General features: G+C 71.4%; 12 protein-coding genes, 1 tRNA gene and 5 pseudogenes. 12 read left to right on the top strand and 6 right to left on the bottom strand.

Annotated features, from left to right (window positions below; all coding sequences use genetic code 11):
• Positions 1–7: 7 nt before the first annotated feature.
• The 4 genes from AB0G32_RS36410 to AB0G32_RS36395 all read left to right on the top strand — a co-directional run bounded on the left by AB0G32_RS36410 (position 8) and on the right by AB0G32_RS36395 (position 3,859).
• Complete coding sequence (locus AB0G32_RS36410; RefSeq protein ID WP_361173780.1) at positions 8–868, top strand: amidohydrolase family protein; 861 nt, start codon at positions 8–10, stop codon at positions 866–868.
• A gap of 13 nt (positions 869–881) precedes the next feature.
• On the top strand, positions 882–2,591 hold the full coding sequence (locus AB0G32_RS36405; RefSeq protein ID WP_361173777.1) for a thiamine pyrophosphate-dependent enzyme: 1,710 nt from the start codon (positions 882–884) through the stop codon (positions 2,589–2,591).
• A 17-nt stretch (positions 2,592–2,608) separates the two neighbouring features.
• Positions 2,609–3,688 (top strand): Ldh family oxidoreductase, encoded by a 1,080-nt coding sequence (locus AB0G32_RS36400; protein ID WP_361173774.1) that lies wholly within the window; start codon positions 2,609–2,611, stop codon positions 3,686–3,688.
• A 97-nt stretch (positions 3,689–3,785) separates the two neighbouring features.
• Positions 3,786–3,859 (top strand) — tRNA-Pro (locus tag AB0G32_RS36395).
• Here the strand turns inward: AB0G32_RS36395 and AB0G32_RS36390 are convergent.
• Positions 3,825–4,726, bottom strand: a pseudogene (locus AB0G32_RS36390) (IS701 family transposase); the annotation flags it as partial. The gene AB0G32_RS36395 and the pseudogene AB0G32_RS36390 sit on opposite strands and share 35 nt — an antisense overlap.
• Positions 4,727–4,800: 74 nt before the next feature.
• Here AB0G32_RS36390 and AB0G32_RS36385 point away from each other — a divergent pair.
• On the top strand, positions 4,801–5,205 hold the full coding sequence (locus tag AB0G32_RS36385; RefSeq protein WP_361173771.1) for a type II toxin-antitoxin system PemK/MazF family toxin: 405 nt from the start codon (positions 4,801–4,803) through the stop codon (positions 5,203–5,205).
• A gap of 129 nt (positions 5,206–5,334) precedes the next feature.
• Here AB0G32_RS36385 and AB0G32_RS36380 read toward each other — a convergent pair.
• A pseudogene (locus AB0G32_RS36380) lies at positions 5,335–5,439 on the bottom strand (IS5/IS1182 family transposase); the annotation flags it as partial.
• On the opposite strand from AB0G32_RS36380, the gene AB0G32_RS36375 reads away from it, so the two are divergent.
• Positions 5,398–5,658, top strand: a complete 261-nt coding sequence (locus tag AB0G32_RS36375) for a hypothetical protein (protein WP_361173838.1) — start codon at positions 5,398–5,400, stop codon at positions 5,656–5,658. The pseudogene AB0G32_RS36380 and the gene AB0G32_RS36375 overlap by 42 nt on opposite strands.
• A 345-nt stretch (positions 5,659–6,003) precedes the next feature.
• On the opposite strand, the gene AB0G32_RS36370 is transcribed toward AB0G32_RS36375, so the two are convergent.
• Together AB0G32_RS36370 and AB0G32_RS36365 are read right to left on the bottom strand one after the other, a co-directional pair.
• Positions 6,004–7,746 carry a CocE/NonD family hydrolase gene (locus tag AB0G32_RS36370; protein ID WP_361173768.1) on the bottom strand — a complete coding sequence of 581 codons (1,743 nt, stop codon included), beginning with the start codon at positions 7,744–7,746 and terminating at the stop codon, positions 6,004–6,006.
• 56 nt (positions 7,747–7,802) lie between these two features.
• Complete coding sequence (locus AB0G32_RS36365; protein WP_361173765.1) at positions 7,803–8,507, bottom strand: hypothetical protein; 705 nt, start codon at positions 8,505–8,507, stop codon at positions 7,803–7,805.
• A gap of 105 nt (positions 8,508–8,612) precedes the next feature.
• Between AB0G32_RS36365 and AB0G32_RS36360 the strand changes: the two genes are divergently transcribed.
• The 3 genes and pseudogenes from AB0G32_RS36360 to AB0G32_RS36350 form a co-directional block, all read left to right on the top strand.
• Entirely contained in the window at positions 8,613–9,305 is a 693-nt protein-coding gene (locus AB0G32_RS36360; RefSeq protein ID WP_361173762.1) for a TetR/AcrR family transcriptional regulator, read from the top strand.
• A gap of 34 nt (positions 9,306–9,339) precedes the next feature.
• A pseudogene (locus tag AB0G32_RS36355) lies at positions 9,340–10,210 on the top strand (IS256 family transposase); the annotation flags it as partial.
• A 5-nt stretch (positions 10,211–10,215) separates the two neighbouring features.
• Positions 10,216–10,509: pseudogene (locus AB0G32_RS36350) on the top strand (aldo/keto reductase); the annotation flags it as partial.
• A gap of 113 nt (positions 10,510–10,622) precedes the next feature.
• Here AB0G32_RS36350 and AB0G32_RS36345 read toward each other — a convergent pair.
• Complete coding sequence (locus AB0G32_RS36345; protein ID WP_361173759.1) at positions 10,623–11,198, bottom strand: TetR/AcrR family transcriptional regulator; 576 nt, start codon at positions 11,196–11,198, stop codon at positions 10,623–10,625.
• 120 nt (positions 11,199–11,318) lie between these two features.
• Between AB0G32_RS36345 and AB0G32_RS36340 the strand changes: the two genes are divergently transcribed.
• Together AB0G32_RS36340 and AB0G32_RS36335 are read left to right on the top strand one after the other, a co-directional pair.
• Entirely contained in the window at positions 11,319–11,921 is a 603-nt protein-coding gene (locus AB0G32_RS36340) for a TetR/AcrR family transcriptional regulator (protein ID WP_361173756.1), read from the top strand.
• A 231-nt stretch (positions 11,922–12,152) separates the two neighbouring features.
• Positions 12,153–13,787 (top strand): MFS transporter, encoded by a 1,635-nt coding sequence (locus AB0G32_RS36335; protein ID WP_361173754.1) that lies wholly within the window; start codon positions 12,153–12,155, stop codon positions 13,785–13,787.
• 169 nt (positions 13,788–13,956) lie between these two features.
• On the opposite strand, the gene AB0G32_RS36330 is transcribed toward AB0G32_RS36335, so the two are convergent.
• On the bottom strand, positions 13,957–15,042 hold the full coding sequence (locus AB0G32_RS36330; RefSeq protein ID WP_361173751.1) for a M12 family metallopeptidase: 1,086 nt from the start codon (positions 15,040–15,042) through the stop codon (positions 13,957–13,959).
• Between the two features lie 112 nt (positions 15,043–15,154).
• Here AB0G32_RS36330 and AB0G32_RS36325 point away from each other — a divergent pair.
• A pseudogene (locus tag AB0G32_RS36325) lies at positions 15,155–16,276 on the top strand (hypothetical protein); the annotation flags it as partial.

Here is a 16,276-nt window from a genome sequence, read left to right as displayed (position 1 = left end):
TCCCGACATGTTCGTCGTCGACACCCAGATCCACATCTGGAAGGAAGAGACCCCGGACCGCCCCTGGGTCCCGGGCGCCCGCGAGCGCATCCGCCTCAACGGCCACCGCGAGGAGGCCTTCTCCTACGAGGAGGCGCTGGAGCTGATGGACGAGGCCGGCGTCAACCGGGCCCTCATCCTCCCGCCGTCCTGGGAGGGCAACCGCATCGACTACGCCCTGGAGGCGTGCGAGGCGCACCCCGACCGCTTCGGCATCATGGCCCGCGTCCCCCAGGACAACGAGGCCGAGGGCACCGCGATGCTCAAGGACTTCGCCCAGAACCCGCACATCAAGGGCACCCGCCTCACCTTCCACCGCCCGCAGGACCGCAACTGGATGATCGACGGCACCAACGACTGGTACTGGCCGATCGCCGAGGAGCTGCGCATCCCCACGATGGTGCACGCGCCCATCTGGAAGCGCGAGCTGGGCGAGATCGCCGCCAAGCACCCCGAGCTGAAGATCATCATCGACCACATGGGCATCATGGCCCGCTGCGTCGACGACGCCATCGGCTACTGGGTCTCGGAGACCGCCGACCTGGCCGCCCACCCGAACATCTACGTGAAGGTCTCGGCGCTGCCGGGCTACTCCACGCAGCCGTTCCCCAACATGAACATCCAGAAGTACGTGCGCGAGATGGTCGACAAGATGGGCCCGCAGCGCTGCTTCTACGGCACCGACATCACCCGCCTGCTGGGCCACGGCATCACCTACACCGACACCATCGAGCAGTTCACCAAGCACTGGGACTTCACGCCCGAGGAGCTTGAATGGATGATGGGCCGCGGTATCTCCGAGGTCCTGAACTGGCCGTACGAGGGCTGAGGAACCGAACGAGATGACGGACAGCAAGAACAGGCCGGGCGCCGACGGCGGTGACGCCGTCGTCTCCGCCTTCAACGCCGTCGGCGCCGAGTACGTCTTCTGCTCATCGGGGTCGGAGTGGGCCCCGGTGTGGGAGTCACTGGCCCGCCGGCACCGCGACGGCGAGCCGGCGCCGGCGTACCTCGACCTCACCCACGAGACGGTGGCGGTCGGCATGGCCACCGGCTACGGGCTTCTCCAGCGCCGCCCGCAGGGCGTGCTGCTGCACGCCGCCCCCGGGCTGCTCCAGGGCTCCATGGCCGTGCACGGTGCGCTGCTGGCCGGCGTGCCCATGGTGGTCAGCTCCTCGGAGTCCACCACCTACGGCGACGGCCCCGGCCAGGACCCGGGCGGCCAGTGGTACCGCAACCTGTCCATCGTGGGCGGCCCGCACCACGTGGCCCAGCCATTCACCAAGTGGGCCAACGAGGCCGCGGACATCTCCACCCTGCCCACCATGATCACCCGGGCCGCGGAGCTGGCCTGGCGGGCCCCGGCCGGCCCCGCCTACCTGAACATCCCGCTGGAGATCCTGCTGGAGGAGTGGGACGGCCGCGAGGCCAAGCCCATCGTCGCACCGGGCTCCACGCACTCCTCGCCCGAGGAGGTCGACCCTGTCGCGCAGCTGATCCGCGAGGCGAAGAACCCGGTCGTCGTCACGGAGACGGCCGGCCGCGAGGCGGGCGGCTTCGAGTCGCTGGTCGCCTTCGCCGAGGCGTGGAACATCCCCGTCGTCGAACCGGACTCGGCGGTGTGCGCGAACTTCCCCCGCACCCACCCCCTGCACGCCGGCAGCGACATCGGCCCCTGGATGGACGAGGCCGACCTGATCCTCCTGGTCAACTGCCGGGCCCCGTTCTACCCGCCGAGCCGCAAGCCGTCGAAGGCGAAGATCGTCGTCATCGACCAGGTGCCGCAGCGCCCGCACATCGTCTACCAGGTGCTGTTCGCCGACGTGTACCTGGAGGGCAACGTCGCCAACACCCTGCGCCAGCTCGCCAAGCGGGCCAAGGACCTGGACCAGACGGCGGTGGCCGCGCGCCGCGCCGTCCAGGAGGAGCGGCACGCCGCCGAACAGACGGCGATCACCGCCGCCGAGACGAAGGCCGAGCAGTCCGAGGGAGTGGACCCGGTGCTGGTCGCGGCCACCCTCCGGGGGCTGCTGGCCGGCCAGGACGGCATCGTCGTCGACGAGACCATCACCCACAGCAAGGCCGTCAAGCGCCACCTGCGGACCGACGCCCCCGACTCGTACTTCTACGTGCAGGGCGGCCTCGGCCAGGGCATCGCGGTCGCGCTCGGCGTCAAACTCGCCGCCCAGGACCGCCCGGTGGTCCTCACCATCGGCGACGGCGCCTTCACCTACAACCCGGTGATCCAGTCCTACGACGCGGCGAACACCTACGGCCTGCCGGTGCTGATCGTGGTCTTCAACAACCGTGTCTACAAGTCGATGAACCTCAACCACCGCCGCTTCTACCCCGACGGCGCGGCGGCCGAGACCGGCGAGTGGCTCGGTACCGACCTGCGCCGCCTGCCCCGCCTCGCGGCCTTCGCCGAACCCTTCGGCATGCACACCGAGACCGTCGACACCACCGACGCCCTCGCGCCCGCCCTGGAGCGCGCGCTGAAGGCGGTGGCGGAGGGCACCACCGCCGTCGTCGACGTCCTCGTCACCCGCTGACCCAGGAGACCCGCACCATGACCGACACCCCGACCCCGGCCCCGAAGCCGGGCAAGGTCCGCGTTCCCGCCGACGCGCTGCGCGCCTTCGCCGCCGCCCTCCTGGAGAAGGGGGGCCTGAGCCCCGAGCACGCCGCCACCACCGCCGACGTGTTCATCTGGGCGGCCCAGCGCGGCGTCGAGTCGCACGGCGTGGCCCGCGTGCCCGCCTACCTCGACCTGCTCGCCAAGGGCGTGGCCAACGCCAAGGCCGACCTCAAGGTCGAGTCGACCACCCCGGCCGCCGCCGTCATCGACGCCGACCGCGCCCCCGGTCCGGTCGCGCTGAGCGCCGCCGCCGACGAGGCGGTCGAGCGGGCCCGCGCCTTCGGCATCGCCTCCGTCGGCGTCCGCCGCACCGTGCACACCGGTGCCATCGGCTACTACGTCTCGAAGATCGCCGAACAGGGCCTGGTCGGCCTCGGCTTCGTGGCCGGCATGCCCAACATGGGCTACACCGGCGTCAAGGGCGCCGCGGTCGCCACCAGCCCGCTCGCCATCGCGGTGCCCGCCGCCGACCACGCCCCGCTCCTGCTGGACATGGCGACGGCCACCATCGCGCTCGGCAAGATCCGCCAGGCCAAGGCGAACGGCACCCCGCTGCCCGAGAACGCCGCCGCGACGGCGGACGGCACCCCGACCACCGACCCGGAGCAGGCGGTCATGCCGCTGCCGCTGGGCGGCGCCAAGGGCTCCGGCATGTCCCTCGCCTTCGAGCTGCTCACCAGCGTCCTGGTCGGCGCGCCGATCTTCGCGGCCTTCCACTCGGACGACCCGGCCGGCCGCAAGCACCGCCAGAACGCCCTGCTGATCGCCGTCGACCCGGCGGCCTTCGGCGGCAGCGCGGCGGACTTCACCGGCAACGTGGACACCACCCTGGCCACCCTCAAGGGTCTGCCGGTCGCCGAGGGCGCGTCCGGCGTCTACTACCCCGGCGAGCGCAGCGCCGCCGTAGCGGCCGAACGCGGCGCCGACGGCGTGCCGGTGGCACCCAAGGTGTGGCGCGAACTGACCGAGGCAGCGGAGAAGTTCGGCATCACGCCGCCCGAGGCCGCGTAGCCCCGGGGGACCGTACGTCGCCGGCCGCACTCAAAGGGGGGACGGCCGGCGACTCCCTCCACGTCGCGCGTACGGTAGGCTTGACCAGCGAGTTCACCGGGACGTGGCGCAGCTTGGTAGCGCACTTGACTGGGGGTCAAGGGGTCGCAGGTTCAAATCCTGTCGTCCCGACTGGAGACAGTCGCAGATCAGAGGGCCCGCCGGAGCAATCCGGCGGGCCCTCTGCCGTACGTCTTGGGGACCGTTTGGGGACCAGGCGCTCTAGCGGGCGCGGCGGGGACCCTGCCGGCAGGGTCGGCAGGGTTTTCGGGGCGCGGACCATGGTGAGGTGGGCAGTGAGCGCGGCTCCGACGTCGGTGATCTGGCGGAGGTCGGAGTGCGGGTAGCGCTGGGCGGTGATGGATGAGGAAGCCGTGCCCGGCGATCTTGCGCAGGACGTGGACGTGGACGCCGGCGTCGGTGGTGACTTCGTGTGAGCAGGCCACCGCGAGGACGTAGCGGCGTCGCGCTCCTCCAGGGCGGTTCGCAGCGTCGGGTTGCTTCCGTAGACCTCGTCACCCGCAACCCATGCGGCCCGGTGGCCGGCGTCCAGGAACCGGGCGACCATGCGAGCGGCCAGGTCCGGCTTGGTCGCGAATCCTGTCTCCTCGCCGAGCCCGGCGGCCCGGCGGCGGTCGGAGTCGGAAGTCCAGGAGTGCGGAACGTACACTTCCCGGTCCACCGCGGCGTGCCCGCGCCCCCCGCGTAGACCATGTAGACGGCAACCTGGGCGTTCTCGATCCTGCCCGCGGTACCGGTGTACCGGCGCTGCACGCCGACTGTGCCGGTGCCCTGCTCAACGTCGCCGGTCTCGTCGACTACCAGAACCGCCAAGTCCTCGTGCAGGTGCTCCACCACGTAGCCACGCACGTCGTCGCGGACCTGATCGGCGTCCCACTTGGCTCGCCCGAGCAGGTGCTGCATGCCGTCCGGGGTTCTTTCTCCGGCCCACTCGGCGATGGTCCAGCAGTTCTTGCGTGGCAGGTCCGACATGTGCAACGGTGGCCGCGCCCGTCTCCACAGCGCGTCAGGGTCGCGCAGCGCTCGCCTGCCGTCCTGTGTCAGGAGGACATGTGCAACGCGGCGAAGTCTGGTGGGTCGAGTTCGACGAACGGCGGATGGTCGTACTGCTGTCGGTGGACGACACGTCCGGGATCCGGGCGATGCAGGTCGTCGCTCCGGCGGGCGTCGACATCAGCGGTCTGGGTGTCGAAGTGCGAGTTGGCGCCGTGGACGGACTGCCCTTCGAAGGCGTGCTGCGGTTCGCGATCCCGCGTCCAGGCTTTACCCCTTGCACGTGGCTGACCACCGTGTCCCAGGACGACCTGATCGAGCGGGCGGGCGTCCTTTCCTCCGCGAAGCTCAGCGAGATTGAGGATGCCCTTCGTCTCGGTGGACAGGCGAAGGAGTGGATCCCGGCGACAACCGCGAAGCTCGGCGAGATAAGGGACGCCCTCCGTCTCGGCGGCCTCGGGTAGGCGGAGAAGGAACCGACGCCCCCGTTGGGGTGGCCGATCTCGTCCAGGCGATCGACGCTCATTACCTGTCTCCTCGGCGTCCCTCACCATCGAGATCGCGAGCTACGGCTGGAGTACCAACTGATCGTTTCAGAATGAGATGCGCAGGCGGCGGAGGCATATGGGGCCGCAAGCCAGTCCGAGCAGGCCCTGATGGAGATCGGCTCGTCGTTCGTAGCGGATGCGGAGTCTTTTGTCCTCCTTGAGCGCATTGCGGACTTCCCGAAACAGGACGAAACGGCGGCGCAGGAGGTGTACGTGCCGCTGCTCGTGCGCGCTTGGAGCCCACACCGTGAGTACCACCGGTCCTCAGCACTTCACGGCTCTGACGGCCCTGCCGGCGTGCAGCACCAGTACGCCAAGCGCAGTGGCCTGGCCTGGGACGTCGGGGGCGGGCCGAGTGAACATCGCTGACGCGTGAAGTTTTGGCCGTCGCCGCCAAGTGCGAGATGTCCCCTCTACCACCCGTCAGCTGCTTTACGTCGCTTCGGCGACCCCGGCGCACAAGCAGACGGCGGCACCGATAGGCACCGCCACACCTCCGTCAGCCCCAGCCACTGGCCGGACTCGCTGAATGGAGGCGCGAGGCTGCACTACCTCGGTGATGAATCTTCGAATACCGGTACAGATCCGGTGCGGCACGGACAGATCCTGTGAGGCGGAACACGCGGTGAGCGCGTCGTATGGTCGAGCAGCAGGCGCGGGCGAATCTCGGTCAGCTTGACCGGTGGATCGCTGACGAGGAGCGCCGACCGGAAGTCATGTCGACTGGATGGGGAGTTGCAGGTATGACGCGCGGTCCCCTCCCGTGTGGATGACGTGCTGTCCCTTGTTGGCGGAGACGTACTCGCGGTTTCCCGGCATCATCGTGCCGAGCAGTGACCGGCCGCTGACGACGAGACGGAGCTGCTCGCCCGGGTGGAAGGTGAGGCCGATCGGGAGCAGGTCGATCTCGACGTCGACGACGTCGCCCTGGGCCAGCTTTTCGACGCGGTCGAAGCTGTGGGCGGGTACGTCGGCGGTGGAGAGCGTTTCGTCCAGGTGCCGCATGGAGACGCGGAGCCGTCCGTCGGAGCCCTTGTACCGCAGGATGGAGGCGCCGCGTTCGGTGACGTCGTGGACTCGCGCGCTGTGGTTGGGCACGGTGAACTGCTGCAACGGTGTGCCGTGTGCGTCGAGTTTCTGCAGGAGGAGGAACAGCTCCATGTCGTCGTTCTCCTCCGCCTCGACCCACAGGTGGGCCTTCGGATAGCCGACCAGCACGGTCTCCTGGTCGAAGCGGGCAACGAACGACACCAGGTCCGCCCCGCTGCCGACCGGGTAGCCCGCTGTCGCCTGCGCCGCGGGAGGCTCCGTGCCCAGCGTCCGCGTGTTGCCGTCGAGGAAGAACCTGGTCGGCGTGACGTCTGCCGGTGGGAACTGGTCCGCCGGGATGTTCACACGGTCGCCGCCTTCGAGGTCCAGGAGCGAGTAGCGCACCCGCGGCGTCTGCTCCCAGCCGTTGTCCTCGCCCTTGAGGTAGTGGTCGAAGAAGCGGCGCAGGTCCTCCCGGTTGGTCTCGTCGTAGTAGTCGGGCCACTCCTGGCTGTTGTGGATGCGCAGCCACTTGTTCTCGGACGCCATCCGGCGCCAGGCGCGGAAGGTACCCGCGGTGTGCAGGGTGTTGGAGTAGCTGGCGACCACATAGGCGGGGACGGTGATCTTCTCGAACCGCGGGATCTTGTTCGCCCACAGGTCGTTCATCAGCGGGTAGCGCTCGGCTTCGGCCAGGAGGTCCTCCTTGCGGCCCTCTCCCCAGTAGCTGTGGTCCTGGAGTTGCCGGGCGAAGCCGGTGTCGGGGATGCCGCCGCGCCTGACCAGGTCGCGGTAGACGTCGCTGACGCCCTCCCAGGGGTTGATCGCCGCCAGGTGGGGCGGCTGTTCGGCCGCGGTGAACCACTGCGAGACCGCCAGGTAGGAGGTTCCGCTCATCGCGACCTTGCCGGTGCACCAGTCCTGCCCGGCCAGCCATTCGATCAGGTCATGGCAGTCCCGGCCCTCCTGGCGGTCCCACACGACGCTGTCGCCCTCGCAGTGGGCGACACCCCGGATGTCGGGGTTGCAGATCGCGTAGCCGTGCGCGCACCAGTACGCCGGGTCCGGGCCCTCGAACTTCTCCAGGCCCGAGACGACGGCGTTGTCCAGGCCCACCATGCCGAAGATGCCCATCACGCTGGCCGAGGTCCCCTGTCCCTTGCCGTAAGGGCTCCAGGCGACGATGACGGGCGCCCGCTCGGTGCCGGCGGGGCGGAAGACGTCGACGTAAATGGTGACGCCGTCACGCAAGGTGACTGCGACGTCCTTCTCCAGGACGATGTCGACGGGAAGCGGCTGGAACGGCGGCGCGATCCGGAAGCCCGCCCGAAGCGTCCGGGTTCCCGGTTCGAAGGTGCTCAGGACTCCGTAGCGGTCTCCCGGCTCCAGCGGCCGCGAGGGCGTGAACACCTTCAGGTCATCACTCATGAGGCTCTCCTTGCTTCTCTTCTCGGTTGCGGACGGGGGCCACCGGCGGTGGCGGGTCAGGCGCGGACGGCGGCCGCGGCGACGATCCAGTTCCTGAACTCGACGGCGAAGTGCCGCAGGTGGTGCTCCAGGACGTCCTGTGTACAGGCGGTGGGCACGTAGACCGTCAGGTGTGCGGTGAAGCCGTCGGCGGTGTCCCCGAACTGGGTCAGCGCCCGGCCGACGACGGTGCCGTCGGCGAGGAAGAGGTTGGAGGACATCTTGTGCGGGAAGTCCGCGTCCGGCAGGAGGGCGTCCGCGTCCTTGGCCCAGGCCATGGCGTCCGTCCCCCAGCCGCCCATGAAGAAGGAGCAGACGTGGGGGCCGATGTTCTCCACCACGTGGAACGCGCCGCCCTCCCCGGGAGCCATCACGTAGTGCTCGGGGTGGGCGGCGAGCAGCACGTGCTCGTCCCCCGCGAAGGCACCCTCCATCCACGCCAGGAACTCGCCCGCGGTCAGGCCCTGCGTCTGGAGCACCGTCGTGCCGCCCTTGAAGCCGCCCTCGGAGGCGAGTGCGCTCTGGCGCAGGAAGGTGTTGCCCTCCTCGATGTCCGCGGCCAGAAGATCGAGCAGGCCCTGGCGTCCCAGCCGCCGGCGGAAGCGGTCCACCGCGCGGCGGGCGTAGAACAGCTCGAAGTCGTCGATGTCGCCGGCGCCGGTCGGGCCCGCCTGGAGCGACACGGTCACGGGCTGCGATGCCTGGTGACGGGGCATGGTCATACCTCCTAGAATGTAAATGCGAATTCGCATTCGCTTTTGAGGTTACACAGAGGAGGGCCCGCCTTGTCAAAGACCACCGAGAGGCCCGCGGCTACGATGCGTGACATGACTGCCGCCGCCGAGCCGAACTCACCAGCGCACTACCGGGAGCCGAGGCAGGCACGCAGCGCCGCGACGCTGGCCCGCGTGCTGCGGGCGGCCGAGGAGATCGCCTCGTCGGCCGGACTGGAGGAGATGACGATGACCGGCGTCGCCGAACGCGCCGGCGTCTCCGTCGGCACGATCTACCGCCGCTTCGAGGACAAGGACCAGCTGATCACCGCGCTGACCGAGCGGATGCTTGACCGGCGCGAGCGGTACGTGGCCGAACAGCTGCGCGTGGCCGAGCCGTCACTCGCAGGCGTCCTGAACGCCTACGCTCACGCCCTCCTGCAGTCCTTCGCCGACAGCAGCAACCTCTTCCCCGAGCTGCTGCGCGCACGCGGCACCGGGGCCCTGGACCGCGGGGCCCGCACCATCACCGAGATCCACCGCCTCCTGCTCGAAGCGGCAGCCCCGTACTCCGGCCAGATCCGGCGCTCCGACCCGGATGCGGCACTGGACACCGCGGCACGCGCCGTCCTGGGCGCCTGTTTCCACAACTCCGTACGCCCCGACCCCGCCACCGGCCAAGCCGCACGCGACAGGTACGCGAACGAACTCGGCCACATGGCGACCGCCTACCTCCTGACGCCCGACGACCAGACCGCTCCCGCAGACCCCTGCGCTCCGCCTCCCCGCGGACGGCGGTCAGGGTGACGAGCCCGGCGCCGTACCCGGGACTGTAAAGAACGTGGCCGAGCAGGGCGCTGTCGAGTCGGCACCGGCTGTATCGGCGAAGGCCGCGGACGACCAGCTGATCGACGAGCTGGTGAGCCGAGCCCGGGCCGAGGGCCTGCAGCTGTTCTGGAAGGAGAGATCACCGACTACCTCGGCCATGACAAGCACGATCCGGCGGGCAAAAACGGCGGCAACTCCCGCAACGGCAACGCTCCAAGACCGTGCTGACCGACGTCGGTCCGGTGGAGACAACCGTGCCCCGCGACCGCGACGGCTCCTTCGAACCAAAGATCGTCAAGAAGCGGCCAAAGCGCCTGACCGGGGTCGACGAGATGGTCATCTGCCGGCCGCCAAGGGCCTGACCACCGGCGAGGTCCAGGCCCACCTGGCCGAGGTCTGTGGGGCCGATCTCTCCCGCCAGACCATCTCCACCATCACCTACAAAGTCCTCGAGGGCATGGCCGAATGGCAGAGCCGCCCCTCGACCCGGTCTGTCCGGTCGTTTTCATCGACGCCATCCACGTGAAGATCCGCGACGGCGCGGTCGCCAACCGGCCCATCCGTGTCGCCCTGGCCGTCACCACCGAGGGCCGGCGGGGAATCCTGGGGCTGTGGGCCGGCGACGGAGGCGAGGGAGCCAAGCACTGGCTGCACATCCTTACCGAGATCAAGAACCGCGGCGTGAACGACGTCCTCATGCTGGTCTGCGACGGGCTCAAGGGCGCCTGCCCGAGGCGGTGGAGACGGTCTGGCCCCGCACCATCGTGCAGACCTGCGTGGTGCACCTGCTGCGGAACTCCTTCCGCCATGCCGCCCGCCAGGACTGGGACAAGACCGCCCGCCTCCTCAAGCCCGTCTACACGGCGCCGACCGAGGAAGCCGCCCCGGCGACCCCGACACCCCGATCGAGGACACGATAGGTGCCGTCTCCGAGCTGGTCCGGGCCGGATACGTGTGCCACATCGGGCTCTCCGAGGTGGGGCCGGACACCATCCGCCGCGCCCACGCCGTGCGCCCGATCTGCGATGTGCAGGTCGAGTACTCCCTGTTCAGCCGTGCCCCCGAGACCAACGGCATCCTGGCCACCTGCCGTGAGCTGGGGATCGGCGTCACCGCGTACGGGCTCCTCGGTCAGGGTCTGCTCACCGGAAGCTACCGGCGTCCCGCCGGCGGCGACCCGCGGGAGCTGCGCCAGGTGACGCTTCATGAACTCGTCCGGGTCGCCGCTCCCGACGGTGTCGCGCCGCCATCGAGGCACACCACCCCCCGCAGGTCGCCCGAGCCCCGGCGCCCCGGTCAGTGGCCCACGCCGACGCGCAACCCGTCGATGATGACGGTGAGCATCCGCCGCCGGCGCGCCAGGCCCGCGGGTCCCTCATCGGCCCGCCAGAGGCAGGAGGCCAGCAGCAGGACCTCCTCCGCCTCGGCGTCCGGCCGTACCTGGCGGGCCGCCTTCCCGGCGTCGAGCAGCAGGTCCAGCGCGGCGACGGCCGGCGGCCGGTCCGGTCCGGGTCCGGTGGGTCCGGTGCCCGCGACGGCCTCGACGGCCAGCGACGCGCCGGGGCCGCCGCTCCGGCCGGCGGTGAGGTGCTCGAACCACAGGCGCAGCGCCTCCAGCGGTTCGTGCGCGGCCAGCAGCCCCGCGGCGGTGTCGGTGAGCGCGTCGACCTCCTCCTGGTAGACGGCGAGCAGCAGGGCCTGACGGCCGGGGAAATGGCGGTACATCGTGCCCTGTCCGACACCGGCCGCCTTCGCGATGGAGTGCAGGGGAGCCGCGGGATCCTCGGCGAAGGCGGCGCGTGCGGCCCGGACGATGCGCGCGCGGTTGTGCCGGGCGTCCGACCGCGGTGCGCGACGGGCGGGATGCGTCATCCGCTGCCTTCCGATCCGGTCCTGCGGCCTGCGGCCTGCGGCGTACTCGTCGCGCCCTTTCCTGCCGCCATCTTCATGTACTTGCTGGTCGTATGACAAGTTTGTTGTAGGGTCCGAGCCATGACCACCACCCGCCGCACCCAGGCACAGCGCCGCGCGGAGGCCGAGGCCGCGCTGCTCATGGCCGCCGCCGAACTGATCGACGAACAGGGTGTGCGCTCGCTGACGCTGGCGCGCGTGGGCGAACGGGCCGGTTACAGCCGGGGGCTCGTCACCCACCACTTCGGCACCAAGCAGGCCCTGGTCGCCCGCCTGGCGCACGCCGCCCAGGCGGGATTCGTCCCCGGACTCGACGGCCTGCCGCCCGGACTGGACCGCCTGCTGCGGCTGATCGACGGATACGTCGGACAGCTCGGCCGGATGGGCGTGCTGAACCGCGTCTTCCTGCTGCTGTGGGCCGAAGCCGCCACGGCACCGGACCTGGCCCCCGTCTTCCGCGAGCGGGGCGAGGCGTTCCGCGCGGACCTGTGCGAAGAGCTCGCCGCGGGCATCGCCGAGGGGACGGTCCGCCCCGACGTGGCACCCGAGGAGACGGCGACCGCCATCTTCGCCCAGCTGCGCGGACTCGGCATGCAGCGCCTCGTCGACCCCGGGAGCACGGACACCGAACGGCTGCGCGCGCACGTCGTCGAGCACTGGCGCAGGGCGCTCATCCGGACCTGACCTGACCTGCGGCAGGACCGGAGGTGGCGCCGATCCCGGCTCCTGGCGGCCGCCGTCGTTCACCTTTGGTTGCAGGTCCAACGGCATCTCCCGGCGGGGTCCGGAGGTATACGGTCCGGAACACCCCCCTGATCAGAGATGGCTCACGTCCACGGTGATCCGAGCCGACGTGCCCGCACGCGGCGGCGCAAGGCACGCCCGCACGGCCGGTCACCACCCCGGAAGGTGTCAATGTCGACCACTGCTTCCCCGCTCCCGCCCCGTCCCGCCCCGGCCTCCGTCCCGCCCCGGCACGCCACGGCCACCATCGTCCTGGCCTGCCTCGGCGTCTTCGTCTCCTACCTGCCGGTCGTCGGCGTCTCCACCGCCCTGCCGGTACTGCACGAGGCCCTGGACGCCGATACCGCCGGTCTGCAATGGATCACCGACGCGTTCATCCTGCCGACCGCCGCCCTCCTGCTGACCTGCGGCATGGTCGGCGACCTGTACGGCCGCAAGAAGGTCTACGTGGCCGGCCTGGCGTTCTTCTGCGCCGGCTCGGCGGTCTGCCTCACCGCGAACAGCGTCGTCCAGGTCTGCGTCGGCCAGGCGCTCACCGGCGTCGGCACCGCGTGTCTGCTGCCCGCCACCCTCGCCCTGATCAGCCACGTCTGTCCCGACCCGGGCAAACGCGCCCGCGCCATCGCGGCGTGGACCGCCTCCCTCGGCCTCGGCCTGACCCTCGGCCCGCTGATCAACGGGGCGATCCTGGAGGAGACCGGCTGGCGCTGGATGTTCCTGCCGGCACTGGTCGTCGCCGCGGGCACCGCCGTGGCCGGTCTGGCACTGCTCACCGAGTCCCGCGCCCAGCGCGAGCGCCACCTCGACATCCCCGGACAGCTCCTCGCCGTCGTCGCGATCACCGCGCTGGTGTACGCCGTCATCGAGGGCGGCGTCGACGGCTGGGGCTCCGCGCACACCGTGGCCGGATTCGTGATCGTGGCCCTGGCTCTGCCCGCCTTCGTCCTGGTGGAACTGCGCTCCCCCTGCCCCATGCTGGACATGCGGCTGTTCAAGTCGCCGGCCTTCTCCGGCGCCGCCGTGGTCATGGGCGTCACCCTCTTCGCCCAGGTCGGCTTGGTCTACACGCTGAGCCTGTACTTCGGTCTGGTGCACGGCGCCTCGACCCTGGACATCGGCGTCCGGCTGCTGGCCGTCAACGGCTTCACCGTCCTGCTCGGCCCCCTCGTCGGCCGGCTGATGAACCGGACCGCCCCCGGGCTGCTGCTGGTCACCGGCCTGTTCGTCGGCGGCGTCGGCGCCCTGCTGGTCACCGTCTTCGACGCCACCACCGGGACCGGCACCGCCGCCCTGGTCATCGCCGTGTTCGGCATCGGCATCGCGCTCGCGATGGCGCCCATCACCACGATCACCATGGACAGCCTGCCCTACCGGCTGGCGGGCACCGCGGGCGCCGCCAACAGCGCCCTGCGCCAGATAGGCAGCGCGCTCGGCCCGGCCGTCTTCGGCGTGATCCTCGCCGGCCGCACCCTGGACGCGCTGCCCGGCCATCTCGCCGCCACCGACCTCGCCGCGGCCGACCAGGGCAAGACGCTGGGCATCGTGCACAACGCCGGCATCGAGGCCGGCGCCCACCTCCAGCTCGGTTCCGACGCGGCCACGGCCGCCTACCGGGCGGCGTACGGCGCCAGTTTCACCGACGCGCTCCAGACCTGCGCCCTCGTCGGCGGGGTGGGCATGCTGGTGGCCGCGGTGGTCGCCGTCGTCCTGATCGGCGTACACAAGCGGCCGGCGCACGGTCCGGTGGCCGAGGCCGCCGCGATGACCCGGCCGGCCGCGGGTCCGGCCCCGGCCGACGCGAACTGAACGACCCTACGGCGCACGTATATCGATGCGCGCCGGGTCCGCCGACCCCCGTGCGGCGGACCCGGCGCGGCGCGACCGGGCGCGTTTCCCTCCCCCGAAGGCAACGCACCCGGCCGCATCCCCGGCGCCGGTCCCTGGCGCTCCCCCTCCGGTGTGGCGGTCCGTGCTGTCACCAGCACATGACCGCCGTCTCGCCCGGACCCCACGCGGAGTACAGGCGGACCCGGACGACGTAGCGGCGGCCCTTGACGAGCCGTGTTCCTATCGTGGCGTTGTGCGGCGTGCCGCCGTCGTCCTCGCCGGCCAGGTAGCGGGGCTCGCCGTCCCGCTCCTCGAAGACCACGACGACGGTGTCGCCCTGTCCGAAGACCCCCACGGTGTAGTCGCGGGTCTCCGGCGGATCGATGACCAGGTCGGCCTGCTCACCCGCGCCCAGCCCGAGCGGCACCGAACGGAACGGCACCAGCGCGGCCGGACCGCCGGGGCCGGCCGGCGGATACCAGCGCAGCACGAACTCCTTGTCGGCGGCCGAGAGCGTGCCGGGCGGGTGCAGCCCCCCGCGGTACTGCTCCGGCTCCAGCACCAGACCCGACGGGAACGGATACTCCATGATCGACTGCGGGTCCCAGGCGACCCCGTTGACCTCGTCCGCGTCCAGCTTGCGCAGGATGTTGAAGTACGTCCGGTCCCGGCTCCAGTGGTTGGGCGGCCCGGACAGCTCCGTGTAGACGGCCTCGTCGTCCCAGTGCAGCCCGGCGAACGGGCTCTGGTGCTCGTGCAGCATCCCCAGGGCGTGCCCGATCTCGTGCAACGCCGTGCAGCGGTCACCGGACGCGGCCAGGTCCCAGCCGAAGTTCATGGTCCGCTCGTTCAGCCCGACCCTGAGCGCGTCCTTGCCCACCGCCGACCAGGAGCCGTCGCCCGCCTGGAAGCCGATCCGCAGCTCGGCCTCCGAGCGGTCGCCGACCTCGGTGAACACCAGTCCGATACCGAGGTCCTGCCACTCACGGAAGCAGGAGCGCACCAGGTCGCGCTGCTCCTCGCCCCCGACCCACGACACCCGGCGCGTACGGCCCGTACCCGGGACCGTGATGACCGAGGCGTCGTCGGCACCGTCGAAGAAGCAGTAGTGCAGCACGGTGCCGTTGACCCACATCCGCCGTCCGCCGACGAGCGCGCCGAGCCGCTCGGCGGCCAGCCCCGGCGCCAAGGCGGGGGCCGGCGCTTGCGGAAGCGAGCAGTAGCGGGCGGTCATGTGATCAGCGTGCCGTCCGGGCGGCCCCGGCGCCTGAGTCGAGGGCTACTCAACTGCGCCTGTATCAGAACTGAGTAACCGGACTCTCCTTGTCGTGACGACTTTCGACTTGATGTCCCCGCAGCGGGGAGCGACGACACCGCGCGGCGGGACCTGGCCGTTCACCGGACGGGCGGACGAACTGGAGCTGGTGCGCCGCTCGGTGACCGCGGGCCGGCCCGGACTCGTGATCACCGGCCCGGCGGGCCGCGGCAAGACCCGGCTGGTCACCGAGGCGGTCACCGGCACCGACCACGTCCGCGCGGCCGGCACGCCCGAGACCCGGCAGCTGCCGTTCGCCGCCTTCGCCCACCTGCTGCCCGAGGCCGTCACGCTGCCCCGCGCCGTCCAACTGCTCTCCGGCGTCCGGCTGCTGCTGGTGGACGACGCCCATCTGCTCGACGACTCCTCCGCCGCGCTGGTCCACCAGCTCGCCGTGCACGGCCGGACCCGGCTGCTGGTCGTCGTCACCGACACCGCCGCCGCGCCCGAGGCGGTCGCCCGGCTGTGGACCGGCGAACTGCTGCCCCGCCTCGCCCTCGGCCCGCTGCCCCGCGAGGAGACCGCCGACCTGCTCACGGCGGCCGTCGGCACCGCCCCCGAGCCGCTCACCGCCGACCGGCTGCACCGCCTGTGCCGCGGCGACCTGCGGCTGCTGCGCGAACTGCTCGGCGCGCTGCGCGAGCGGGGCCCGTTCGGCACGGTCCAGGACACCGGCGAGTGGACCTGGCGCGGCCCGTTGCCGGTCACCGCGACGCTGCGGGAGCGCACCGCGCCGGTCCTCGACCGGGTCCCGCCCGAGCAACGGGAGACCCTGGAGCGGCTGGCCTTCGCCGAACCCCTGGCACCGGCCCTGGACGACCTCGACCTGGACGTGCTGGAACGGCTGGAGACCGCGGGCCTGGTCCAGGTCGACGACGAGTACGGCACGGTCCGCCTCGCCCACCCGCTGCACGGCCCGGTACTGCGCGCCACGGCCGGCCGGCTGCGGGCCCGGCGGCTGACCCGCGCCCCCGGCGGCTGCGGACGCGCCCTGGAGGCGGAGACGGCCGCCCTCGCCCGGCGCGCCGAGCGGGCCGACGTACGCGACACCGCGGCGCCGGTGGGGGAGTGGCTGGTCGCCGAGGGGGCCCGGGTTCCGGCCCGGGACGCCGCCGTGCGGGCCCGGCTGGCCAGGCTGCGCGGCCGGCTGCGG

This window comes from Streptomyces sp. NPDC023723, from assembly GCF_040639815.1.
In the GTDB taxonomy this organism is placed as follows: domain Bacteria; phylum Actinomycetota; class Actinomycetes; order Streptomycetales; family Streptomycetaceae; genus Streptomyces.
This window is presented reverse-complemented; position numbering and strand designations above follow the sequence as displayed.

Excerpts from the sequence above, each read along its gene's own strand:
- AB0G32_RS36405 (WP_361173777.1), top strand. The coding sequence starts at position 882 with ATGACGGACAGCAAGAACAGGCCGGGCGCCGACGGCGGTGACGCCGTC.
- AB0G32_RS36345 (WP_361173759.1), bottom strand. The coding sequence starts at position 11,198 with ATGACGCATCCCGCCCGTCGCGCACCGCGGTCGGACGCCCGGCACAAC.
- AB0G32_RS36365 (WP_361173765.1), bottom strand. The coding sequence starts at position 8,507 with ATGACCATGCCCCGTCACCAGGCATCGCAGCCCGTGACCGTGTCGCTC.
- AB0G32_RS36370 (WP_361173768.1), bottom strand. The coding sequence starts at position 7,746 with ATGAGTGATGACCTGAAGGTGTTCACGCCCTCGCGGCCGCTGGAGCCG.
- AB0G32_RS36400 (WP_361173774.1), top strand. The coding sequence starts at position 2,609 with ATGACCGACACCCCGACCCCGGCCCCGAAGCCGGGCAAGGTCCGCGTT.
- AB0G32_RS36335 (WP_361173754.1), top strand. The coding sequence starts at position 12,153 with ATGTCGACCACTGCTTCCCCGCTCCCGCCCCGTCCCGCCCCGGCCTCC.
- AB0G32_RS36375 (WP_361173838.1), top strand. The coding sequence starts at position 5,398 with ATGGAGATCGGCTCGTCGTTCGTAGCGGATGCGGAGTCTTTTGTCCTC.
- AB0G32_RS36410 (WP_361173780.1), top strand. The coding sequence starts at position 8 with ATGTTCGTCGTCGACACCCAGATCCACATCTGGAAGGAAGAGACCCCG.
- AB0G32_RS36360 (WP_361173762.1), top strand. The coding sequence starts at position 8,613 with ATGACTGCCGCCGCCGAGCCGAACTCACCAGCGCACTACCGGGAGCCG.
- AB0G32_RS36340 (WP_361173756.1), top strand. The coding sequence starts at position 11,319 with ATGACCACCACCCGCCGCACCCAGGCACAGCGCCGCGCGGAGGCCGAG.
- AB0G32_RS36330 (WP_361173751.1), bottom strand. The coding sequence starts at position 15,042 with ATGACCGCCCGCTACTGCTCGCTTCCGCAAGCGCCGGCCCCCGCCTTG.